The 19,081-nt window shown below is 66.2% G+C and carries 21 protein-coding genes; 12 read left to right on the top strand and 9 right to left on the bottom strand.

The window, feature by feature from the left end:
- Positions 1-37 precede the first annotated feature (37 nt).
- Both AVJ23_RS16705 and regB read right to left on the bottom strand, forming a co-directional pair.
- Entirely contained in the window at positions 38-1,543 is a 1,506-nt protein-coding gene (locus tag AVJ23_RS16705; RefSeq protein WP_084794697.1) for a PAS-domain containing protein, read from the bottom strand.
- A gap of 113 nt (positions 1,544-1,656) precedes the next feature.
- Positions 1,657-3,060: a sensor histidine kinase RegB gene (gene regB, locus AVJ23_RS16700; RefSeq protein ID WP_058863359.1), complete on the bottom strand. Its 1,404-nt coding sequence runs from the start codon at positions 3,058-3,060 to the stop codon at positions 1,657-1,659.
- 76 nt (positions 3,061-3,136) lie between these two features.
- Between regB and AVJ23_RS16695 the strand changes: the two genes are divergently transcribed.
- Both AVJ23_RS16695 and AVJ23_RS16690 read left to right on the top strand, forming a co-directional pair.
- Complete coding sequence (locus tag AVJ23_RS16695; protein WP_058863358.1) at positions 3,137-3,757, top strand: SCO family protein; 621 nt, start codon at positions 3,137-3,139, stop codon at positions 3,755-3,757.
- Between the two features lie 83 nt (positions 3,758-3,840).
- Positions 3,841-4,395, top strand: a complete 555-nt coding sequence (locus AVJ23_RS16690) for an ActR/PrrA/RegA family redox response regulator transcription factor (RefSeq protein WP_058863357.1) — start codon at positions 3,841-3,843, stop codon at positions 4,393-4,395.
- Between the two features lie 12 nt (positions 4,396-4,407).
- On the opposite strand, the gene AVJ23_RS16685 is transcribed toward AVJ23_RS16690, so the two are convergent.
- Both AVJ23_RS16685 and AVJ23_RS16680 read right to left on the bottom strand, forming a co-directional pair.
- Positions 4,408-4,893, bottom strand: a complete 486-nt coding sequence (locus AVJ23_RS16685) for a GNAT family N-acetyltransferase (RefSeq protein WP_058863356.1) — start codon at positions 4,891-4,893, stop codon at positions 4,408-4,410.
- Entirely contained in the window at positions 4,890-5,486 is a 597-nt protein-coding gene (locus AVJ23_RS16680; protein ID WP_058863355.1) for an HD domain-containing protein, read from the bottom strand. Before AVJ23_RS16680 ends, AVJ23_RS16685 begins: the two co-directional genes overlap by 4 nt.
- Positions 5,487-5,704: 218 nt before the next feature.
- On the opposite strand from AVJ23_RS16680, the gene AVJ23_RS16675 reads away from it, so the two are divergent.
- Positions 5,705-5,935, top strand: coding sequence for a hypothetical protein (locus AVJ23_RS16675; RefSeq protein ID WP_240484695.1), 231 nt, complete (start codon positions 5,705-5,707; stop codon positions 5,933-5,935).
- Here the strand turns inward: AVJ23_RS16675 and AVJ23_RS16670 are convergent.
- Positions 5,932-6,654: an FkbM family methyltransferase gene (locus AVJ23_RS16670; protein WP_058863353.1), complete on the bottom strand. Its 723-nt coding sequence runs from the start codon at positions 6,652-6,654 to the stop codon at positions 5,932-5,934. The genes AVJ23_RS16675 and AVJ23_RS16670 overlap by 4 nt on opposite strands.
- A 108-nt stretch (positions 6,655-6,762) precedes the next feature.
- Here AVJ23_RS16670 and ahcY point away from each other — a divergent pair, with 108 nt between their 5' ends.
- The gene (gene ahcY, locus AVJ23_RS16665) at positions 6,763-8,151 is read left to right on the top strand and encodes an adenosylhomocysteinase (RefSeq protein ID WP_058863352.1); all 1,389 of its coding nucleotides are present in this window, start codon (positions 6,763-6,765) and stop codon (positions 8,149-8,151) included.
- Positions 8,152-8,369: 218 nt separating this feature from the next.
- Positions 8,370-9,239, top strand: a complete 870-nt coding sequence (locus AVJ23_RS16660) for a hypothetical protein (protein ID WP_058863351.1) — start codon at positions 8,370-8,372, stop codon at positions 9,237-9,239.
- Between the two features lie 42 nt (positions 9,240-9,281).
- Here AVJ23_RS16660 and AVJ23_RS16655 read toward each other — a convergent pair whose 3' ends face one another.
- Both AVJ23_RS16655 and AVJ23_RS16650 read right to left on the bottom strand, forming a co-directional pair.
- Positions 9,282-9,965, bottom strand: a complete 684-nt coding sequence (locus AVJ23_RS16655) for a GNAT family N-acetyltransferase (RefSeq protein WP_058863350.1) — start codon at positions 9,963-9,965, stop codon at positions 9,282-9,284.
- A gap of 259 nt (positions 9,966-10,224) precedes the next feature.
- Positions 10,225-11,100: a sulfotransferase domain-containing protein gene (locus tag AVJ23_RS16650; RefSeq protein ID WP_157772697.1), complete on the bottom strand. Its 876-nt coding sequence runs from the start codon at positions 11,098-11,100 to the stop codon at positions 10,225-10,227.
- Between the two features lie 226 nt (positions 11,101-11,326).
- On the opposite strand from AVJ23_RS16650, the gene AVJ23_RS16645 reads away from it, so the two are divergent.
- Positions 11,327-11,668, top strand: a complete 342-nt coding sequence (locus tag AVJ23_RS16645) for a DUF2853 family protein (protein ID WP_058863348.1) — start codon at positions 11,327-11,329, stop codon at positions 11,666-11,668.
- Positions 11,669-11,877: 209 nt separating this feature from the next.
- Here the strand turns inward: AVJ23_RS16645 and AVJ23_RS16640 are convergent, their stop codons facing one another.
- Entirely contained in the window at positions 11,878-12,276 is a 399-nt protein-coding gene (locus tag AVJ23_RS16640) for a DUF1761 domain-containing protein (protein WP_058863462.1), read from the bottom strand.
- A gap of 94 nt (positions 12,277-12,370) precedes the next feature.
- The gene (locus AVJ23_RS16635; RefSeq protein WP_157772696.1) at positions 12,371-12,607 is read right to left on the bottom strand and encodes a hypothetical protein; all 237 of its coding nucleotides are present in this window, start codon (positions 12,605-12,607) and stop codon (positions 12,371-12,373) included.
- A gap of 429 nt (positions 12,608-13,036) precedes the next feature.
- Here AVJ23_RS16635 and AVJ23_RS16630 point away from each other — a divergent pair, with 429 nt between their 5' ends.
- From AVJ23_RS16630 to AVJ23_RS23185, 6 genes are all read left to right on the top strand, one after another.
- Positions 13,037-14,335: an extracellular solute-binding protein gene (locus tag AVJ23_RS16630; RefSeq protein ID WP_058863346.1), complete on the top strand. Its 1,299-nt coding sequence runs from the start codon at positions 13,037-13,039 to the stop codon at positions 14,333-14,335.
- Positions 14,336-14,407: 72 nt separating this feature from the next.
- Positions 14,408-15,289 carry an ABC transporter permease subunit gene (locus tag AVJ23_RS16625; RefSeq protein WP_058863345.1) on the top strand — a complete coding sequence of 294 codons (882 nt, stop codon included), beginning with the start codon at positions 14,408-14,410 and terminating at the stop codon, positions 15,287-15,289.
- An 11-nt stretch (positions 15,290-15,300) separates the two neighbouring features.
- Positions 15,301-16,200, top strand: a complete 900-nt coding sequence (ugpE, locus tag AVJ23_RS16620) for a sn-glycerol-3-phosphate ABC transporter permease UgpE (protein ID WP_084794680.1) — start codon at positions 15,301-15,303, stop codon at positions 16,198-16,200.
- 12 nt (positions 16,201-16,212) lie between these two features.
- Entirely contained in the window at positions 16,213-17,265 is a 1,053-nt protein-coding gene (locus AVJ23_RS16615; protein WP_058863344.1) for an ABC transporter ATP-binding protein, read from the top strand.
- 26 nt (positions 17,266-17,291) lie between these two features.
- Entirely contained in the window at positions 17,292-18,269 is a 978-nt protein-coding gene (locus AVJ23_RS16610) for an endonuclease/exonuclease/phosphatase family protein (protein WP_240484693.1), read from the top strand.
- A gap of 606 nt (positions 18,270-18,875) precedes the next feature.
- On the top strand, positions 18,876-19,081 hold a 206-nt coding region (locus tag AVJ23_RS23185; protein ID WP_205626877.1), incomplete at its 3' end, for a hypothetical protein.

Genomic DNA, 19,081 nt, shown 5'->3' with positions numbered 1-19,081 from the left:
CGTGATTGCCACGCGGGCCGGCGCTTGCCAAGCGCGATCAGGAGGGGGCGGCGAGCGCCTCGGTGCGCACCGCGTGCACCGTGTCCATCCGGGTGAAGCGCACCATGGTGGCGGCGCCGGGCATCGGCTCGACCGTGCAGCGCAGCCGCTCGCCGGTGCGGGTGGTGACCACCGCGTCCCAGGCGCTGCGCTCGCGCAGGGTGAGGACGAAATCCCGGATCTCGGCCCAGATCGGCGAGGCTTCGCATTCCTGCTGCCAGTCGCGGGTGGCGTCGATGATGGTGATCTCGGCAAAGGCGCTGTCGGGGTCGCAGTCCCAGCGCGTGCGGTAGGCGGCGTTGGAGAAGGTCAGCACCCCCAGCCGCGAGAAGACCGCCACGGAATCGTCGAAACAGTCGATCACCGACTGGGTCATCTCGAGTTCGGAGCGGAAATGCCGGGTGAGCGAGATCTCGGCCGAGATGTCCTCCATCAGGAAGGCCACGGCGCCATCGGGATGCGGCCGCCCGGTGATCCGGTAGGTCAGCCCCGAGGGCAGGGTCCATGTCTCGTTGTAGCGGTCCTCGCGCGCGGCCGAGATCACGTCGGCCAGCTTCTCGCGCCACGAGGCATAGTTCTTGGGCTCCGGCATCAGCCGGTTCTCGCGCATGTGGTCGAAGAAGGTGAAGAGGTCGGGCTTGGCGCTGAGGAAATCCACCGGAAGGTTGGTCAGGTCGACCAGCGCGGGGTTGAACAGCACCAGCAGCCGGTCGCGGTTGAACACGGCCAGCCCGATGGGCAGATGCGCGAAGGTCTTGGTCAGGGTCTGCACGAAATTGCGCTGGGCCATCTCGGCATCGACCAGCGTGTCGATGCTGGTGGCAAAGTTCAGCCAGCCGTCGCGGTCGGGGCGCGAGGTGACCTCGAACCAGAGCGGCTTGCCGTCCGGCCCGACCAGATGCACGCGCGAGGTGCGGATCTCGCCCGGGGCGAGCGCGGGCAGGTCGAACGGGCCGTCGGCATGCGCGCGGGGGCCCACGATCTCGACCAGCTGGTCATAGGCCGCGTTGCTCCACATCAGCTGGCCCCGCTCGTCCAGCTGCCAGACCGGGTTGGGCGCGGCATCCATGGCGCGCTGCATGTAGTCGTAGCGGGTGCGGATCTGCAGCAGGTGGTGCAGGTGGCCCGGGCCGTGCGCGCTGGCCTCGATCGTGACGCGCAGCAGCCCGTCGCGCTGCACCAGCGTCAGCGCGCTGTCGGGATCGCCGGCGGCGGCCAGCCGAGTCACGCCCTCGGGCGGGTCGGGCGGGATGCCGGGAAAGCGCAGCAGCAGGTCGTGGCGCAGCTCTTCCCATTCCAGCCCGTCGACATTGCGCCGTTCCAGCATCTCGGCCACGCCCGGCGTGCAGTCGACCAGCACCCCGTTGCGCAGCAGGATCACGACGGCGCTGCCCTCGGCCCGGATGCTGCGCCGCAGCCGGGCCCGAAGCACCCAGTGATACACGATGAAGGCCCCGGCCAGCACCGCAAGGCCCGCCCCTGCACCCGTTGCCAATGCCAGCATGTCCTGCACGTCACGTTCCTTGCACTGCCCCGGCCAAGCGTAGGGCCGGAAAGGTTAATGCATGGTTAAGTGCCGGAGAGTCCAAATGTTTCGCGTCTCTGGATCAAGGACGCTCAGATCTCGATCGGGCGGTTCTCGCCCAGCGGGGTGCCGGGCTCGACCGCGGGGGGCACGATCCGGCTGCGCGGCCAGACCACCTCGACCACGGCCCCGCCGCGGGTGGCCTGCGGCGCGCCGGCACCGGTATAGGGATCGCTGCCATTGGCAAAGCTCAGTTCGGCCCCGCTGCGTTCCAGCAGCGTCTTGGCGATGAACAGGCCCAGCCCCATGCCTTCGTATTCGGGGCGCGCGCGGCGGTCGCTTTCGCTGCGGCGGCGGCGCATGAACGGGTCGCCGATGCGGCCCAGCACGTGGGGCGGGAAGCCGCGCCCGTCATCGAGGATGCGGATCGAGATCAGGTCGTCGGTCCACAGCGCCTCGACCCAGACGGTGGTGCGGGCGAAATCGACCGCGTTCTGCACGAGGTTGCGCAGCCCGTGGATGATCTCGGGGCGGCGCAGGATCTGCGGTTGCAGGTCCTCGCCCCCCGGCCCGGGCCCGTCCTCGATGATGATCTCCTTGCCGCGCTTCTCGTGCGGCTCGGCGGCCTCGCGGATCACCTCGACCAGCGGCGCCTGGCGCATGTGCAGGTCATCCTTGCCCGCCCGGCCCATCGACCGCAGGATGTCGCGGCAACGATCGGCCTGCGCGCGGATCAGCAGCGCGTCCTCGCGCAGGTCGGCCACGTCGGGATAGTCGCCCAGCTCCTCGGCCAGTTCGGCCGAGGTCAGCTTGATCGTGGCCAGCGGCGTGCCCAGCTCATGCGCGGCGGCGGCCACCACCCCGCCCAGGTCGTTGAGCTTCTGCGCCCGCGCCAGCGCCATCTGGGTGGCGGTCAGCGCGTCGGACATGGCGGTCATCTCGCGCGTGACGCGGCGCGAATAGACGCTGATGAAGACAAGCGCGATGGTGATCGCGGTCCACTGGCCGAAGACGAAGACATCGGGGATGCGCAGGATGAAGCCCTGTTCGGTGCGCAGCGGCAGGTGGTAGTAGACCATGGCCGAGACCAGCAGGAAGGCCGTGGCGCCGAGGATCAGGGTCGAGCGCAGCGTCAGCACCGAGGCCGAGACCGTCACCGGCCCCAGTACCAGCAGCGAGAAGGGGTTGTGCAGCCCGCCGGTGAGGAACAGCAGGAAACAGAGCTGCAACAGGTCGAACATGACCATCAGGAAGTTCTCTGTCTCGGACAGGCGCTTGTTCTCGGGGAAGATGAAGATCGCGATCAGGTTGCCCATGACCGAGACGCCGACGGCGAGGTAGCACAGGCCCAGCTCCAGCTGGAGGTTGTACATCTCCTGCGCGACGGTGATCGCGGTCAGCTGCCCGACGATGGCGAACCAGCGCAGCAGGATCATGGTGCGCAGGCGGATCCAGTTGCCGCGCTCGGATTCGCCGATCAGTCCCAGATCGCCCATGGCTGCGCCTTTTCGTCCCTTGTTCCCGACGCAGCGATTGATACCTGTGTTGCGGGTTTTCGCAAAGGGACTGCCGATGCTTCGTACTGCCGCAATCGCCGCCTCCGTCGCCGTTGTCGCCCTGGTGGGCGGCGTCTGGTATGCCACCACGGGTCCGAGTGGGGGCGACCGGTTCGCCCAGTGCCGGGCGGGCGCCGTCGCGGGCGGGTCGGACCAGATCGGCGGACCCTTCACGCTGGTCAACGCGGCGGGCGAGACGGTGACCGACGCGGACGTGATCACCGAGCCGAGCCTCGTCTATTTCGGCTATACCTTCTGCCCCGATGTCTGCCCCTTCGACGTGGCGCGCAATGCCGACGCGGTGGACGTGCTGGCCGAGCGCGGCTACAGCGCGACGCCGGTCTTCATCTCGGTCGATCCCGAACGGGACACGCCCGAGGCGGTAGGCCAGTTCGCCGACCTGATGCATGACAAGATGATCGGGCTGACCGGCTCACCCGAGCAGGTCAAGGCGGCCAGCCAGGCCTACCGGACCTACTACAACAAGCAGGACGGCGATCCCGATTACTACCTCGTGGACCACTCGACCTTCACCTATCTGGTGCTGCCCGAAGAGGGGTTTGTCGACTATTTCCGGCGCGAGGAGACGCCCGAGCAGATGGCCGACCGCGTCGCCTGCTTCATTGAGGCCTCTTGACAGCCCCGTGAGAAGGTTTGACCACCCCCGCCCGACGCCCTAAGACTTGAGGCCACACGGATAGTTGGGCGAGGAGCACGGCCTTGGCGGATCACGACTTCGAGGAACTGGGCGAGGACCGGACATTGCTGCTCGTCGATGATGACGAGCCGTTCCTGCGGCGCCTTGCCAAGGCCATGGAGAAGCGTGGTTTCGAGGTCGAGATGGCCGGGTCGGTCGCGGCCGGGACCGCCGTCGCCACCGCCCGTCCGCCGGCCTACGCGGTGGTCGACCTGCGGCTGGAGGATGGCAACGGGCTGGACGTGGTCGAGGTGCTGCGCGAGAAGCGCCCCGATTCGCGCATCGTCGTGCTCACCGGCTACGGCGCCATCGCCACTGCGGTGGCCGCGGTCAAGATCGGCGCCACGGATTACCTGTCCAAGCCGGCCGACGCGATGGACATCACCAACGCGCTTTTGGCCAAGGGCGACGACCTGCCCCCGCCGCCCGAGAACCCGATGAGCGCGGATCGCGTGCGCTGGGAACATATCCAGCGGGTCTACGAGCTCTGTGACCGCAATGTCTCGGAAACCGCGCGGCGGCTGAACATGCATCGCCGCACCCTGCAACGCATCCTGGCCAAGCGCAGCCCGCGCTGAGCGGGGGCCGCGTCACAGGTCGTAGCGCTTGAACACCTTGTCGACGGTCAGCCCGCCGCCGATATCCACCCCGCGCTTGATGGCGTAATCTTCGAACCCGCGGCTCTGGTAATAGGCCAGCCCGCCGGCATTGTCGGCGCGGATATTTGCGTTGATCCAAGCATAGCCCAGCGCCCGCGCGGCGGCCTTGGTGCGCTCGAACAGCGCCGAGCCGATGCCCAGCCCGGTGCGGCCACGCCGGGCAAAGGTGGCGATCTCGACCGCCTCCTCCGGCAGGTACTCGGCCGGCTCGATACACTGGAAGCCCAGCACGGTGCCGCTCTCGTCCTCGGCCAAGGTCCAGGCGGCGCGCCCCTCGGCACGGGTCATCCAGTCGCGCATGCTCTGCGGGGTGAAGAGCGTGGTGAGGGCGGTGCTGCCGCCGGCCTCAATGATCTCGTTGATCAGCTCGGCCAGCGGGCGGGCATCGAGCGGCCCGGCGGGGCGGCAGGTGATCATGGCATCTGCTCCAGAAGGGTGGCGTGGCGGGCGGTGAACTCGGTACGGACCTCGACCGGCGGGCGCAGCCGGATGGACAGGTCGGCGATCATCGCGCGGTCCGGCGCGCCGAAGAAGCGGTTGGCCTCGGCCTCGGTAAAGCCCGCGATCTGCACCGCCTCCATCCAGGCCGAGACGCGGTCGGCCTTCTTGATCTGTTTCTTGAGCCGCGGGTCGGGCAGGGCGGGCAGGCCGAAGCGGATATGCACCGCCGCGCTCAGCCGCTTGTCCAGCTCCTCATAGCCCGGGCCCACCGCGGCCTTCACCGGCGAGATCATGTCGCCGATCACGTATTCGGGGGCGTCGTGCAGAAGGGCGGTCAGCCGCTCGGCCGCGCCGGCCTGCGGGCAGAGCCGCCCGAAGATCGTTTCGACCAGCAGGGAATGCTCGGCCACGGAATAGGCGTAATCGCCCTGGGTCTGCCCGTTCCAGCGGGCCACGAAGGCCAGCCCGTGGGCGATGTCCTCGATCTCGATATCCACCGGGGTCGGGTCCAGCAGGTCCAGCCTGCGGCCCGAGAGCATCCGTTGCCAGGCGCGTTGGGGTTTGGGCATGTCGTCCTCTTGGCTCGGCCGTGCTCTAGGCCGATCGCGCCCGGCTGTAAATCGACGCCTTGCATGACAAGCCCGTGAGCGCGGGCGGGGAAACTGAACCAAAGGCGGGTTTCATGCGTTTCCTCCGCGTAAACAGAGAGGAAAATGCCATGATCAGGCCCGTTCTTGCGGGCGGCGCGATGCTTGTTGCATCGGCCCTCCCCGCCTTTGCCCAACACATGTCCTGTGGCCCCCGGGCCGAGATCGTCGAGATGCTGTCGGACCGCCATGACGAGGTGCGCACTGCCGGCGGGCTGCAAGGCCAGAGCCAGCTGATGGAGATCTGGGCCTCGCCCGAATACGGCACCTGGACGCTGCTGGTCACCCGCGCCAACGGCATCACCTGCATCGCCGCCCACGGCACCGACTGGGTGGTGCGCAAGCCGCAACCCGCGGGCCTGCCGAGCTAGAGCGTGATCCCCGCGCCGTCGGGGGCGTATACGAAATTGCCGTGCAGCTTGCCGATGCGCGTGTAGCTGAGGCTGCGGAAGGTGCGGTTGATCCACTGGGTCTGCGAGAAATACTCGAGGATCAGGATGGGCTGCCACCGGTTGATGATGTGGTAGGCGCCCTTCAGGGCCTGTTTCTCGTGCCCCTCGACATCCAGTTGCAGGATCGAGACCGGACGCGCCAGCGGCACGCTGAAATCCAGCATCACGGCCCGGACGGGCTCCACCCCCTCGCCGTCCTCCTCGACGAAATGCGAGATCCCGCCCAGCGACTTTCCTTCCGCGTCCCGCGTGCGGAACAGCACCGTCTCGTCCCGGTTGGAGAGCGCGGCATTGGCCAGGGTGACATTCTCCAGCCCGTTGAGCGCGACGGTTCGTTGCGCGGCAGCGAAATTGCCGGGATTGGGCTCGAACGCCCAGAGCCGCGCGCCGGGCGCCAAGGCCTGCGACAGGGCCGGGATGAAATCGCCGAAGAAGGCGCCCGCATGGATGATGTCACCGTCGCCCGCATGGGCGCGCATAAAGGCCAGCGTCTCGGGCTCGAAGGCGCGGCCGGCCAGCACGGCCTTGGCGGCCGGGCGCCCCTCCAGCCCCTGCGGCACGTGATAGCGCCCGTACTCGTTGCGCGCCTCGGTGCCCGGGCAGGTCGGGTCGGGCTGCGTGATGGTGTCGCTGCTCATGCCGTCGCCTCGCCGGTCTGTTTTGATTGTGAGTTTATCCGCGTTGTCGCGTGACGCAAGGAATGATAGGTGCCCGGGCAATCCCTAGACACAGATGGAGACGGGCGGATGGCCAAGGATTACGTCGTCAAGGATATCGCGTTGGCCGATTTCGGTCGCAAGGAACTGGACATTGCCGAGACCGAGATGCCGGGCCTGATGGCGCTGCGCGCGGAATACGGCGATGCCAAGCCGCTGGCCGGCGCGCGGATCGTGGGCAGCCTGCACATGACGATCCAGACCGCGGTGCTGATCGAGACGCTGGTCGCGCTGGGCGCCGACGTGCGCTGGGCGTCGTGCAACATCTTCTCGACCCAGGATCACGCGGCGGCCGCCATCGCGGCGGGCGGCACCCCGGTCTTCGCCGTCAAGGGCCAGACGCTGGAGGAGCATTGGGACTATCTCGACAAGTCCTTTCTGTTCCCCGAGGGCGCGAACATGATCCTCGACGATGGCGGCGACGCGACGCTCTACGTGCTGCTGGGCGCGCGGGCCGAAGCGGGCGAAGAGATCATCCCCGTGCCGCAATCCGAAGAGGAGGAGGTGATCAAGAAGCAGATCGCCAAGCGCATGGCCGAAAGCCCGGGCTGGTTCACCAAGACCCGCGACGCGATCCGCGGTGTCTCCGAAGAGACGACGACCGGGGTCAACCGTCTCTATGCGCTGCAGAAGGAGGGGCGGCTGCCCTTCCCGGCGATCAACGTCAATGACAGCGTGACCAAGTCGAAATTCGACAACAAGTATGGCTGCAAGGAAAGCCTTGTCGACGGCATCCGCCGCGCCACCGACACGATGATGGCCGGCAAGGTCGCCGTGGTCTGCGGCTATGGCGACGTGGGCAAGGGCTCGGCCGCGTCGCTGCGCGGTGCCGGCGCGCGCGTCAAGATCACCGAGATCGACCCGATCTGCGCGCTGCAGGCGGCGATGGACGGGTTCGAGGTGGTGCTGCTGGAGGACGTGGTCTCGACTGCCGACATCTTCGTCACCACCACCGGCAACAAGGACGTGATCCGCATCGAGCACATGCGCGAGATGAAGGACATGGCGATCGTCGGGAATATCGGCCATTTCGACAACGAGATCCAGGTCGCCAGCCTGAAGAACCACAAGTGGACCAACATCAAGGACCAGGTGGACATGATCGAGATGCCGGCCGGCAATCGCATCATCCTGCTGTCCGAGGGCCGTCTGCTGAACCTCGGCAATGCCACCGGCCACCCGTCCTTCGTGATGTCGGCCAGCTTCACCAACCAGGTGCTGGCGCAGATCGAGCTGTGGAAGAATGCCGAAGACTACACGCCCGGGGTCTACATCCTGCCCAAGCATCTCGACGAGAAGGTGGCACGCCTGCATCTCGAGCGGATCGGCGTCAAGCTGTCGACGCTTTCCTCCGAGCAGGCGGATTACATCGGCGTCACGCCCGAGGGCCCGTTCAAGCCCGAGCATTACCGGTACTGAGACCCGCGCGCTGCGCGGTGACATGGCGGCGGGGTGCCTTGCGGCGCCCCGCCGTTTCGATTCGGGCGGGGCATGATCGGGATCATGGGGGGCGGGGCGGCGGCGCGCTATACTCCGGGCGGGACGCGCCAGATTGAACCGGAGTCACGACGATGTTCAGCCGCCGACCAATCCTTTCATCCTGCCTGTGGGCCGCGGCCCTTGGCCTGATCGCAACCGTGCAGCCCGCGCAGGCGCGCGACTGGGTCCATGACTGTCCCGCCACGGCAGAGGAAACCGCCACCTTCGTCTTCCACCCCCGCCTGATGGGGGTCGACAGTGACGAGGGCGATGGCGACGTGATCGGGAACGATTTCGAACACGTGCTGCAGCTGCATGTGCAGGTCACGGATTACGATCCGAAAAAGCCGGGCTGGACCGGGCCGGTGCGCTGCAAGACGGTGGTGACGATCCCGCATGACTGGGATTTCTCGATCAGCCGCGGCGGCTATTGGGAGACCGGGTTCGCCGAGATCGTCTATATCCGCAACGTGCCGCGCTACACCAAGATGGACATAACCCTGTACATCACCGAGTCCGACAGCGGCTCAGATGACTGGGCCGATCTCGACCCGGCGCCCGACACCAGTATCGGCATGGAGTTCGAGGTGTTCGTCAACGCTCAGCAGGCCCGGTCGCGCATCGGCAAGCGCGAGGGGCATTACGACATCCGCATGAACCACGCCAAGCGGCTGGTCGGGGATGGCCGCACCACCTGGCCGGGTGACAAGTTCGGGGCCTATCTCGAGTTCGTCATGAACCTGCATCCCGACGACAAGGGGATGAAGACCGGCACCGTGACGCCGATCCCGACCGTGCCGCTGCCGCTGCCCGACCAGCAGAAGGTGGTCTGCGACACCTATGCCAAGCACGCCACGGCGCTGGCCCAAGAGGCGGCGGCGCGCGGCTGCGGCTTTGTCGGGCCGCGCTGGCTGACCGAATACACGGCGCATTTCGGCTGGTGCATGACCGGGCCGGACATGGCCGTCATGAATGCCGAGCAGAAGGCCCGCGAGGCCGAGCTGGCCGCCTGTATCGGCAAGCCCTGAGCGGGGCCGACGCGTCCGGTGCGGGCCGGGCGCGCCAAGGGCCTAACGGCTGCGGTGGTAGACCTGCCAGTCCGCATCCTTGGGGTCGGTGCCCTGCAGCCGGAAGCCGGCCTTTTCCAGTACCCGGGCCGAGGCGATGTTGCCGGACTTGACCCGCGCGATCAGCCGCGTGATCCCGGGGTGCCGCGCCAGGCTCGATTCCGCGAAGCGCGCCACCGTGGCCGAGGCGATGCCGCGCCCCCAATAGGCCCGGCCCAGCCAATAGCTGATCTCGGCCGTGGCGCTGTCGCCGGGGTCGGCGTCGTATTGCAGGCGCACCTGGCCCACCGGCGCGCCGTCCATCACGATGGCGCGGACAAGGTGGTGCGGGCTGTCATTGGACAGCTCGATCAGCGCGCGGGCCATGTCCCCGGTCAGCGGAGCGGGATAGTCCTCGGGCAGGGTCTCCCACACGGCGTTGTCATCCAGCAGCGCGACATAGGTGAAGACATCCTCTGCCCGCCACGGGCGCAGGGTGATGTCGGCCGCCCCCGCGCTTTCCGGCGGATCGATATCGTCGATCACGTCCAGCCGCACCCAGCCGTCCTGCGCGGCATCATAGGCCAGCGACAGGCCGGCCTGCCGCGCCTGCGCCAGTTCGGCCCGCGTCAGCGTTCCGTTCGAGCGGTTCTGCCCCGCCGGTCGCGGCGGGCCCGTTTCATGCTCTTCCAAGTTCGATGTCGACATGCCACCCTCCCCAAAAGGTCGATCAAAGTTTACCCTTTTTTCCACAACGTCAGAACTGGATTCCGCTTGGAAAAACGGATTGTTTCTGGCGCATCCGGGTCTTGATGGCGCATTCGGCCAGTGGGCGCATTGTTCTGGTTGGCGAAACAATGTCGAGGCTCTCCTTGGGTTGTGCTGCATCCGCGCACAATGATCGCGGCACCGTGTACCGCCCGCAGGCGCTACATCCCATGCGTGTCCGAGCCTTCAAGGCTTCGCGTTATCCTACGCCGGCCAGCCCCGAATCGCCCCCTTCCAGCCAGCGGCGCTGGTCGGGTTCCAGCGCGGCGGCCATCACCGCGTCATAGGCGGCCAGATCTTCGGCGCTCAGCACCCCCTCCCACTTGTTGCAGCGCGCGCTGTCGAAGAAGGCCCGGTCATCATGCCAGAATCCCTGTCCAGCCGAGGGCGTGAACCGGTCGGCATTGGCCTTCATGCTGTCGAAACGCGCGGCCTCGGTCAGGCGGGCCAGCTGCTCGGGCGGGTGGTCGATGCCCACGTGCTGCGCCACCCGCGCGACCGCACCCCCAAGGTCGCGCAGCATGTCGGCATAGTGGAACCGGGCCAGGCTCTCCTGCCCGTCGCGGGCCAGCGCGCTGCGATAGTGATCGAGGATCACCGGCAGCCCGTGATGCTCGGTCCGGTCCTGCAGGAAATGCCGAAAGCTCTCGGACGGGTCCTGCGCGACCTCGGCCAGGCCCACATCGAAGCGCATGTTCGCCCGGTGCGCCCGGTACGATAAATGCACATCGATCGGGTGGCGGTAGACGGCGATATAGCGCAGCTGCGGCCAGTCGGGGATGCAGTCGAAGGGGGAATGCGACTTGACGTGGCGCCGCCCGGTCTGCGCCTCCAGCCGGGCCATGACCTCGTCCAGCGGGCGCATCTTCATGTCGATCCACGGCGCCTTCATCGAGGGGTTCGCATCCACCTGCGGATCGCCCGAGATCAGTAGCGCGAGGATGCCCTGCATCCACGTTGTGCCGGATTTCGGCGGGGTCGAGACCACGATATCGCCGGGGCGCGGGCGGAACGCGTCCCACCGCCCGGAATCGCAGATCGGGTCGACAAAGCGGCGGCGGGCGACGTCTGGCATCTGCGGCATTGGGGCCCTTTCCGGCGCTGGCGAGCCGGTCCGGCCCGGCGCGCCGCCCCAGCATAGCCGCCCGCGCCGGTCCTGCGAAGCCGCGATGCGGGAAAGCGCCGGGATATTTCCCATTGTCAGAATTTCATTTGTCGGCAACGATTCGCATGGGGCCCCGGCGGGGCTTCGGGACGAGGACAGCGGCGCGGCAGGCGCCCGGCACGGCAGAGGAAGACCCATGGGACGACGTGACGAGCTGATCGAGAAATACGCGGCCGAGCTGCGCGAGAAATGCGGGATGGAGCCCGACATGGCGCTTCTGCGCAAGGTGACCATCGGCTGCGGCCCGGCGATCTACAACCCCGACGCCTCGACCGTCGCGGCTGGCCAGCCGCACGAGCTGGAGACCGTCAAGGAGAACTTCCTGATCAAGAAGCTGGGCCTGACCGACAGCCCCGAGCTGATGGATGCGATCAACCAGGTGATCGAGACCTATGGCCGCTCCGAGCGCAACAAGTACCGCGCCGTGATCTACTACATGCTGACCAAGCATTTCGGCAAGGACGCGGTCTACGGCTAGGCCGGGTCGTTCCAATTGTCGGCATTCGCGCGTTGAACGGCGCGGACCCGGCGGCTAAGCTCAGGTCAACGCGGCCAGAACGGCCGGAACCCAGATTTCGTTACACGTGTGGTGCGTAGGGAGCACGTGGGGGAACGGGGGGTCCGGTCATGGCCGGATCTCCCGTTCTTGGGTTGTGCCGGGTGCGCCGTGTCGCGTCCGTGGCGGCGTCAGAAAAGCGTCAGCACCCCGCCCATCAGCATGCAGGCCAGCGTGGCATAGCCGCCATCGATCAGCGTCAGCTTGGCCGGTTTCATCGCGTTGGCATTGTTCAGCGCGATCCACGGCGCGATCAGGAACAGCCCGATCCCCAGCCCGCCGACCAGTCCCGCGCCAAGCGTGTCGATCCCGCCCAGCACGAAGACATGGCGCATCATGCCGGCCACGACCAGCTGCATGACGAAGGTCAGCACCATGACCGAGGGTTTCATGCCGCCGCCCTCGGGCTGCCCGTCCGGACCCCGCGCAATCCCCGAGGCCTGCATCCACGGCTCGGCCAGCGCCATGTACCACCCCGCCCCGGCGACAAAGGCCACCAGCGCCGCGACACATACGTTGATCAGTTCCAGCATGCGGCTCCCTTTCCCGACACCTGCACCCCGACGATACGCCTGCTCACGCAAGCCACCAACGGAAATCAGAGACGCAAGCGTCCGGACCGCGTCAGTGACTGTGGCCGGCGTGGCTGTGTTGGCGGGCGTCGGCGGCTTCAACGGCCACCGTCAACGCGATGTCCCCGGCTGAGGTCAGCAGCGTGATCTCGGCGGTGTCGCCTTCGTCGAACGCGGCACTCAGGCCCGTGGCGCGGATTGCGAGGCCTTCGGGAGCGAGGTCGAGGCTGCGGCGAGCGCGTTGGGGCTTTGTCCCGGCTGTACGGCGAGTTTGAAGGCGTGCGCGCACGCTTGGATCGACATGGGCCGTACGGGAGGCGGCACGCGAGAGAGCCGATCTGCGCATGTCCGCGTGCGATGCCCCGTCCGTCGTCGTGATGCTTCGTCGACGCCCCCCGGGCGCGTTCTCGGAGGTGTCGCGTTCCCCCGGTCGGTCAGTGCGATGTCATCAATCTTTCACGCAAGCTGTCACATGAGCGTCACGTCTCTGGCCTAGGTGAGCACGCATGCAGATCTGCCGGATCATCGGGAGTCCCGAACGCGGGATTCTCGGCGACGCCGGAGTTTCTGGATTTGTTTCCAATGCGTTGAGGGTACTTCCCCAACGCAGGAAAGCTGCCCATGCGCAGCCATGGACCTTTTTTGACCCGCGTGGGGCGATCCGCGCGGACCTCTCCCTTTGTGCCCTGACGGCACATTGCGACAACTGGAGCTCGAGATGAAAAGCACGACCATTCTTTCGGCAGGCGCCCTCGTCGGCCTGACCCTGCCGGCCTTCGCGGAAACCGAGATCACCTGGTGGCACGGCATGGGCGGCCAGCTGGGCGAAGTCGTCAACCAGATCGCCAGCGACTTCAACGCCAGCCAGGACGACTACACGATCACCCCCGTGTTCAAGGGCACCTATGAAGAGACCCTGACCGCGACCATCGCCGCCTTCCGTGCCGGCGAGCAGCCCAACATCGTGCAGGTCTTCGATGCCGGCGCCGCCACCGTGATCGCCGCCCCGGGCGCCGTTCTGCCGGTCGAGGACCTGCTGAAGGCCAATGACGTGCCCTTCGACATCGAAGATTACATCTCGGGCGTGCGCTACTTCTATGCCGACAGCGACGGCAAGATGATCGGCATGCCGTTCAACTCCTCCTCGCCCATCATGTACTACAACACCGAGGCGCTCGAAGAGGCCGGCGTGACCCCGCCGAAGACCTGGGAAGAGTTCGAGTCGGTGACCGCCCCCGCGCTCAAGGAAGCCGGCTACATCCCGATGACCCAGTCGCACATGCCCTGGATCTTCACCGAGAACTTCTTCTCGCGCCACAACCTGCCGTTTGCCTCGGACAATAACGGGTTCGACAGCGTCAACGTGACGATCAACATGGACGCGCCCGAGATCAAGGAACACTTCGCCTCGTTCAAGTCGTGGGTCGATGACGGCCTGTTCGGCTTCTACGGCGCGGCCTGGGACGACAACGCCAAGCCGTTCGAGCAGGGTGACGTCGCCATGTGGCTGGGCTCGTCGGGCTCCTTCGGCGGTCTGGCGCAGAAGGCGGATTTCGACTTCTCCGCCACCTATCTGCCCTACTGGGAGAAGATCACCACCGAGCCGAAGCAGACCTTCATCGGCGGCGCGGCCAACTTCGCCATGTCCGGCCATTCGGACGAGGAAAACAAGGCGACGGCAGAGTTCTTCCGCTACCTGACCTCGCCGGAAGTCCAGTACATGTGGCACAAGGAAACCGGCTACGTTCCGATCACCACCGCCGCCTATGAGCTGGCCAAGGAAGACGGCCATTACGACCGTTTCCCGGCGGCCGAGGTCGGCATCCAGCAGCTGTCGCTGCCGGCCGGCGAGAACACCCGCGGCTACCGCATGGGCTTCTACGTCCAGATCCGCGACGTGATGAACCGCGAATATACCCGCCTGCTGACGGGCGAGACCTCGGTCGATGACGCCTTTGCCGCGATCAAGAAGGAAGCCGACGCGCTGCTGGCGCGCTTTGCCCAGACCCAGTCCTGATCCTTTCCAATACCCTGTTTCGGCGGCCGCGCTCTGCGTGGCCGCCGATCCCGTTCAAAGCCGGAGCCCGCCATGAAACGCGCCCGTTTCGATCATCGCCTGCTGCCCGTCATGCTGCTGGTTCCGCAGCTCACGATCATCGCGATCTTCTTCTACTGGCCGGCCTGGAACGCGGTGCATTCCTCCTTCTACCTTCAGGATCCTTTCGGCTTCGGGTCGCAATTCGTCGGCATGGACAATTACACGCGGCTCTGGACCTCGTCGGAATACATGCGCGTGGCCCGGTTCACGCTGGTCTTCACCCTGCTGGTTACCGGCCTCTCGCTGGGGCTTGCGCTGCTCTTGGCGGTGAAGGCGGACAAGGTCATCCGCGGTGCCCGGACCTATCGCACCCTGCTGATGTGGGTCTACGCGGTGGCGCCGCCGGTCGCTGGTCTGATCGGCGTGGCGCTGTTCGACCAGAATATCGGCGCCATCACCGATCTCTTTGCCGCGCTGGGATATGACTACCGGCTTGGCGTCTCCTACAGCGATACCGCGCTGGCCATGGTGGTCGTGTCGGTCTGGATCCAGACGCCGGTGAACTTCATCTTCTTCCTGTCCGGGCTTCAGTCGATCCCCAAGCCGGTGCTGGAAGCCGCCCGGATCGACAATCCTTCGGGCTTTCGCCGCTTCTGGGAGGTGACCTTCCCGCTGCTGGCGCCCACCGCCTTCTTCCTGCTGATCATCAACATCACCTATTCGCTGTTCGACACGTTCGGCATCATCGACACGCTGGTGAAGAACAACCCCGCCTCCAACCCGATGACCCTTGTCTACAAGGTCTTCATCGACGGCTTCCGGGGCAATGACATCGGCGGCTCGGCGGCGCAGTCGGTGGTCCTGATGGTGCTGGTCCTGATCCTGACCGTGTTTCAGTTCCGCCTGCTCGAACGCCGCATCCATTATACCTGAGGAGAGAGACGATGACCGCGACCGATACCGCCCCCGTCTCTGCCGTCACGCCGCGCCGGCGCCGGCTCAAGCTGGAAACCGTGCTGGACCACGCGGTGCTGATCTGCGGCGCGCTGTTCATGCTGACGCCGATCTTCCTGGCGCTGACCACGGCCAGCCATGACAAGGTGCTGATCCAGCGCGAGGGGCTGCAATGGGCCTTCGGCAGCGAGACGTTGACCAATTTCAACGCCGCCATGTTCGAACCCGGCGGCTTCACCGGCGACATCACCGGCGCGACGATGCTGATGAATTCCTTCATCCTCGGCGTCGGCTTTGCCGTGGGCAAGATCATCCTGTCGATGATGGCGGCCTACGCGATCGTCTATTTCCGTCTGCGCTTTGCCACGCTGGCCTTCTGGGTGATCTTCACCACGCTGCTTCTGCCGCTGGAGGTGCGGATCGTGCCGTCCTACGAGGTGATCCAGGGCATGGGGCTGACCAACAGCTATACCGGGCTGATCGTGCCGCTGCTGGCCTCGGCCACCGGCACCTTCTTCTTCCGGCAGTTCTTCATGTCGGTGCCCGAAGAACTGGTCGAGGCCGCGCGCATCGACGGGGCCGGACCGTTCAAGTTCTTCGTCGACATCCTCGTGCCGCTCTCGCGGACCATGATCGCGGCCATCTTCATCATCATGTTCGTCTATGGCTGGAACCAGTATCTCTGGCCGACCCTGATCACCACCGAGGAAAGCCTGTTCACCCTCGTGCGCGGCATCCGCCAGATCGTGCAGGCCATCGCCGAGGGCTCGGAGATTCCCGATTACGGCCGCGCCATGGCACTGGCCCTCATCGCCATGATCCCGCCCGTCGCCATCGTCGTCACCTTCCAGAGCTGGTTCGTGAAGGGCCTGACGGAAACGGACAAGTAGAAAGCAGCAGCAATGGCCCAGTTGAGCGTCACCGACCTGAGCAAGACCTATCCCAACGGCTTCACCGCCGTGCATCCCTGCAGCTTCGAGATCGAGCCGGGCGAGTTCGTCGTCCTTGTCGGTCCCTCCGGCTGCGGCAAGTCCACGCTGTTGCGCATGATCGCGGGGCTCGAGGAGATCACCACCGGAGAGATGCGGATCGGTGACCGGGTGGTCAATGACGTGGACCCCGCGCATCGCGACATCGCGATGGTGTTCCAGAACTACGCGCTCTACCCGCACATGACCGTGCGCAAGAACATCGCCTACGGTCTGCGCAACCGCAAGGTACCCGCCGGCGAGATTGCCCAGCGGGTCACGCAGGCGGCCGAGATGCTGAACCTGACCGACTATCTCGACCGTCGCCCGTCGCAGCTCTCGGGCGGGCAGCGCCAGCGCGTCGCCATGGGTCGCGCCATCGTCCGCGACCCGGCGCTCTTCCTCTTCGACGAGCCGCTCTCCAATCTCGATGCCAAGCTGCGCAACCAGATGCGCATCGAGATCCGCGCCCTGCAACGCCGGCTTGGCGTGACCTCGGTCTATGTCACCCATGACCAGGTCGAGGCGATGACCATGGCCGACCGCATCTTCGTGCTGAATGACGGCCGGATCGAGCAGATCGGCACCCCGTCCGAGATCTATCACCGCCCGGCATCGACCTTTGTGGCCAGCTTCATGGGTGCGCCGCCGATGAACCTGCTGTCTGGGCGGGGCACGGGCAACGGCGCGGTGGCGCTCGATGGCGGGCAGGCGGTTCCGGTGCCGCTCGACACCGAGAGCAACCGCCCCGTCCTGCTCGGCCTGCGGCCCGAGGACATGGCGCTCGATGGCGCGGGCCCCATCGCTTTCGATATCGAGATCGTCGAAGAGCTTGGCGCCCACCGCCTGCTGCATGGCCGCCTCTCGGAGCAGCCCTTCACGGTCTCCGTCTCAAAGGACACCGAGGTGGGCACCGGCCCGGCGCGGCTGTCGGCCCGGCCCGGCGCCGTGAACCTCTTCTGCGCCGAGAAAGGACACCGACTGTGACCGCGCTCCTGCCCAAACTCCCCGCGGTGCCTGACTCCATCCGGGACCGCATCCTGACCGGCACCCGGACCGAGGCACTGCACCGCGCCCTGCTGGCCGAGACCGAGGCCATGCACGCGCTGGAACTCAGCGGGACGGGCACGGCCGAAACGCTGCCCGCCGGGTTCAACATCGCCGCGTGGAACATGGAGCGCTGCCTTTTCCCCGAGGCGAGCGCGGCCCTGCTGGCGCCGCATTACCCCGGGATCGTGCTTCTGAGCGAGGTCGATCACGGCATGTCCCGCACCGGCCAGCGCAACACCACCGCCGAAATGGCGGCCGGGCTGGGCATGCACTACGCTTACGGGGTGGAGTTCTTCGAGCTGGGCCTTGGCGGGCCGACCGAGCGGAAATTCTGCAAGGATGATTTCAACAGCCTCGGCTTTCACGGCAATGCCATCCTTTCGACGGTGCCCTTCGAGCGCGCCACGCTGATCCGGCTGGACGACCACGGCCATTGGTTCATGCCCGGCGAGAACGCCACCGATCCCGAGCAGCCGCGCCTTGGCGGGCGCATGGCCGTAGCCGCGACCGTCCCGACCGAGGCCGGCCCGCTCTGCGTCGTCTCCACCCACCTCGAAAGCAATGCCGGCGTCGCCCACCGCGGCGCCCAGTTCGACCGGCTGATGGACGCGGTGGACGCCTTTGCGCCGGACCTGCCGGTGGTGATCGGCGGAGACCTCAATACCGGCAACCACCTGCCACCCGATTTCGACTGGCAGCGCGAGACCTTGTTCGACGCCGCCCGCGCCCGAGGCTACCACTGGGACCTGACCCCGGAGGGCGTGACCACCCGCGCCAGCCTCATCACCCCCCACCCGTCGCGCCGGATGAAACTGGACTGGTTCTGCGCCCGTGACGTAACCGGCCAAGCAGGCCCGCTACTGGCATCGCTCGGCCCGGATGGCACACCCCTGTCCGACCATGAATGCGTGGTGGCCGAGGTACGTCTGGGACAGGTGTAGGGGTGTTCGGTAGTATTGCGGCGGTTGCCGTCGGGCGTATCCAACCCGCAAGGCTTTCTAAGCCAAAAAAAATCCGGTGGATCGATGAGGCCATGAGCCCGGTGACGACTGGATTATCGGCCTTCCAATCCGCCGGAACGGTTGGTTCAGAGAGCAGCGCTACCATTTAGCGTTGTTGCCAAGTGTTGGCCGCGCGCAAAGCGCTCCGCTGTCGTAGAGCAGAGGGTATGGGCAGCGAGGCGCCACGCCCGATGCTCGACCATATATCGCAAGCAACTCCCAATATATCCGAAGGAGGGACGCAGGACCTTGGTGGACGGAACATGAAGGGCGCACTCACATCGCTCATGAGCCGGTTTGCAACTGAGGCCTCCGCGATTGTTCAGGTCGCATGGTCTCTGCGAGGAGGGACAGGCTGGGCGTCGGTCACGAATTCCAAAGTAGCACTCTTCGCCTTCGTTTTGGACGTTTGTTTGGTCGGTTTGTTCGGGCCTGAGTCCCGGTTGGCTCGGCTGTCTTGCCTGGGTTTTTGGTGTGAGTCTGTGGGTGAGTTTGTGGATAAGTTCGGGCGAGTCGGGGAATGGTGGGTTTGAGGGGTGGTCTGGCGTGGGTTTTGGGGGTGTTCGGGGTGTTTTTGGCGGAAAATCGGGTTGGCAAGTCTCTGGTTTTGCTGATTTTTCCGGCTTGGTTGAAGAAAAAATGACGAATCCGGAAAAAACTGCTTGCGGGGTTTTGTTGTTGGGCGTAGATACCCCTTCACCGGCGGCGCTGAGGCGCTGCACGGGACGCCGGCCGGAGCGGACGGGACGCCA

Source organism: Pseudoponticoccus marisrubri, from assembly GCF_001482405.1.
Taxonomy (GTDB): domain Bacteria; phylum Pseudomonadota; class Alphaproteobacteria; order Rhodobacterales; family Rhodobacteraceae; genus Pseudoponticoccus; species Pseudoponticoccus marisrubri.
This window is presented reverse-complemented; position numbering and strand designations above follow the sequence as displayed.

Coding starts and splice junctions, on each gene's coding strand:
- AVJ23_RS16705 (WP_084794697.1), bottom strand. CDS start 1,543: ATGCTGGCATTGGCAACGGGTGCAGGGGCGGGCCTTGCGGTGCTGGCC.
- regB (WP_058863359.1), bottom strand. CDS start 3,060: ATGGGCGATCTGGGACTGATCGGCGAATCCGAGCGCGGCAACTGGATC.
- AVJ23_RS16695 (WP_058863358.1), top strand. CDS start 3,137: ATGCTTCGTACTGCCGCAATCGCCGCCTCCGTCGCCGTTGTCGCCCTG.
- AVJ23_RS16685 (WP_058863356.1), bottom strand. CDS start 4,893: ATGATCACCTGCCGCCCCGCCGGGCCGCTCGATGCCCGCCCGCTGGCC.
- AVJ23_RS16680 (WP_058863355.1), bottom strand. CDS start 5,486: ATGCCCAAACCCCAACGCGCCTGGCAACGGATGCTCTCGGGCCGCAGG.
- AVJ23_RS16675 (WP_240484695.1), top strand. CDS start 5,705: ATGTCCTGTGGCCCCCGGGCCGAGATCGTCGAGATGCTGTCGGACCGC.
- AVJ23_RS16670 (WP_058863353.1), bottom strand. CDS start 6,654: ATGAGCAGCGACACCATCACGCAGCCCGACCCGACCTGCCCGGGCACC.
- ahcY (WP_058863352.1), top strand. CDS start 6,763: ATGGCCAAGGATTACGTCGTCAAGGATATCGCGTTGGCCGATTTCGGT.
- AVJ23_RS16655 (WP_058863350.1), bottom strand. CDS start 9,965: ATGTCGACATCGAACTTGGAAGAGCATGAAACGGGCCCGCCGCGACCG.
- AVJ23_RS16650 (WP_157772697.1), bottom strand. CDS start 11,100: ATGCCAGACGTCGCCCGCCGCCGCTTTGTCGACCCGATCTGCGATTCC.
- AVJ23_RS16645 (WP_058863348.1), top strand. CDS start 11,327: ATGGGACGACGTGACGAGCTGATCGAGAAATACGCGGCCGAGCTGCGC.
- AVJ23_RS16630 (WP_058863346.1), top strand. CDS start 13,037: ATGAAAAGCACGACCATTCTTTCGGCAGGCGCCCTCGTCGGCCTGACC.
- AVJ23_RS16625 (WP_058863345.1), top strand. CDS start 14,408: ATGAAACGCGCCCGTTTCGATCATCGCCTGCTGCCCGTCATGCTGCTG.
- ugpE (WP_084794680.1), top strand. CDS start 15,301: ATGACCGCGACCGATACCGCCCCCGTCTCTGCCGTCACGCCGCGCCGG.
- AVJ23_RS16615 (WP_058863344.1), top strand. CDS start 16,213: ATGGCCCAGTTGAGCGTCACCGACCTGAGCAAGACCTATCCCAACGGC.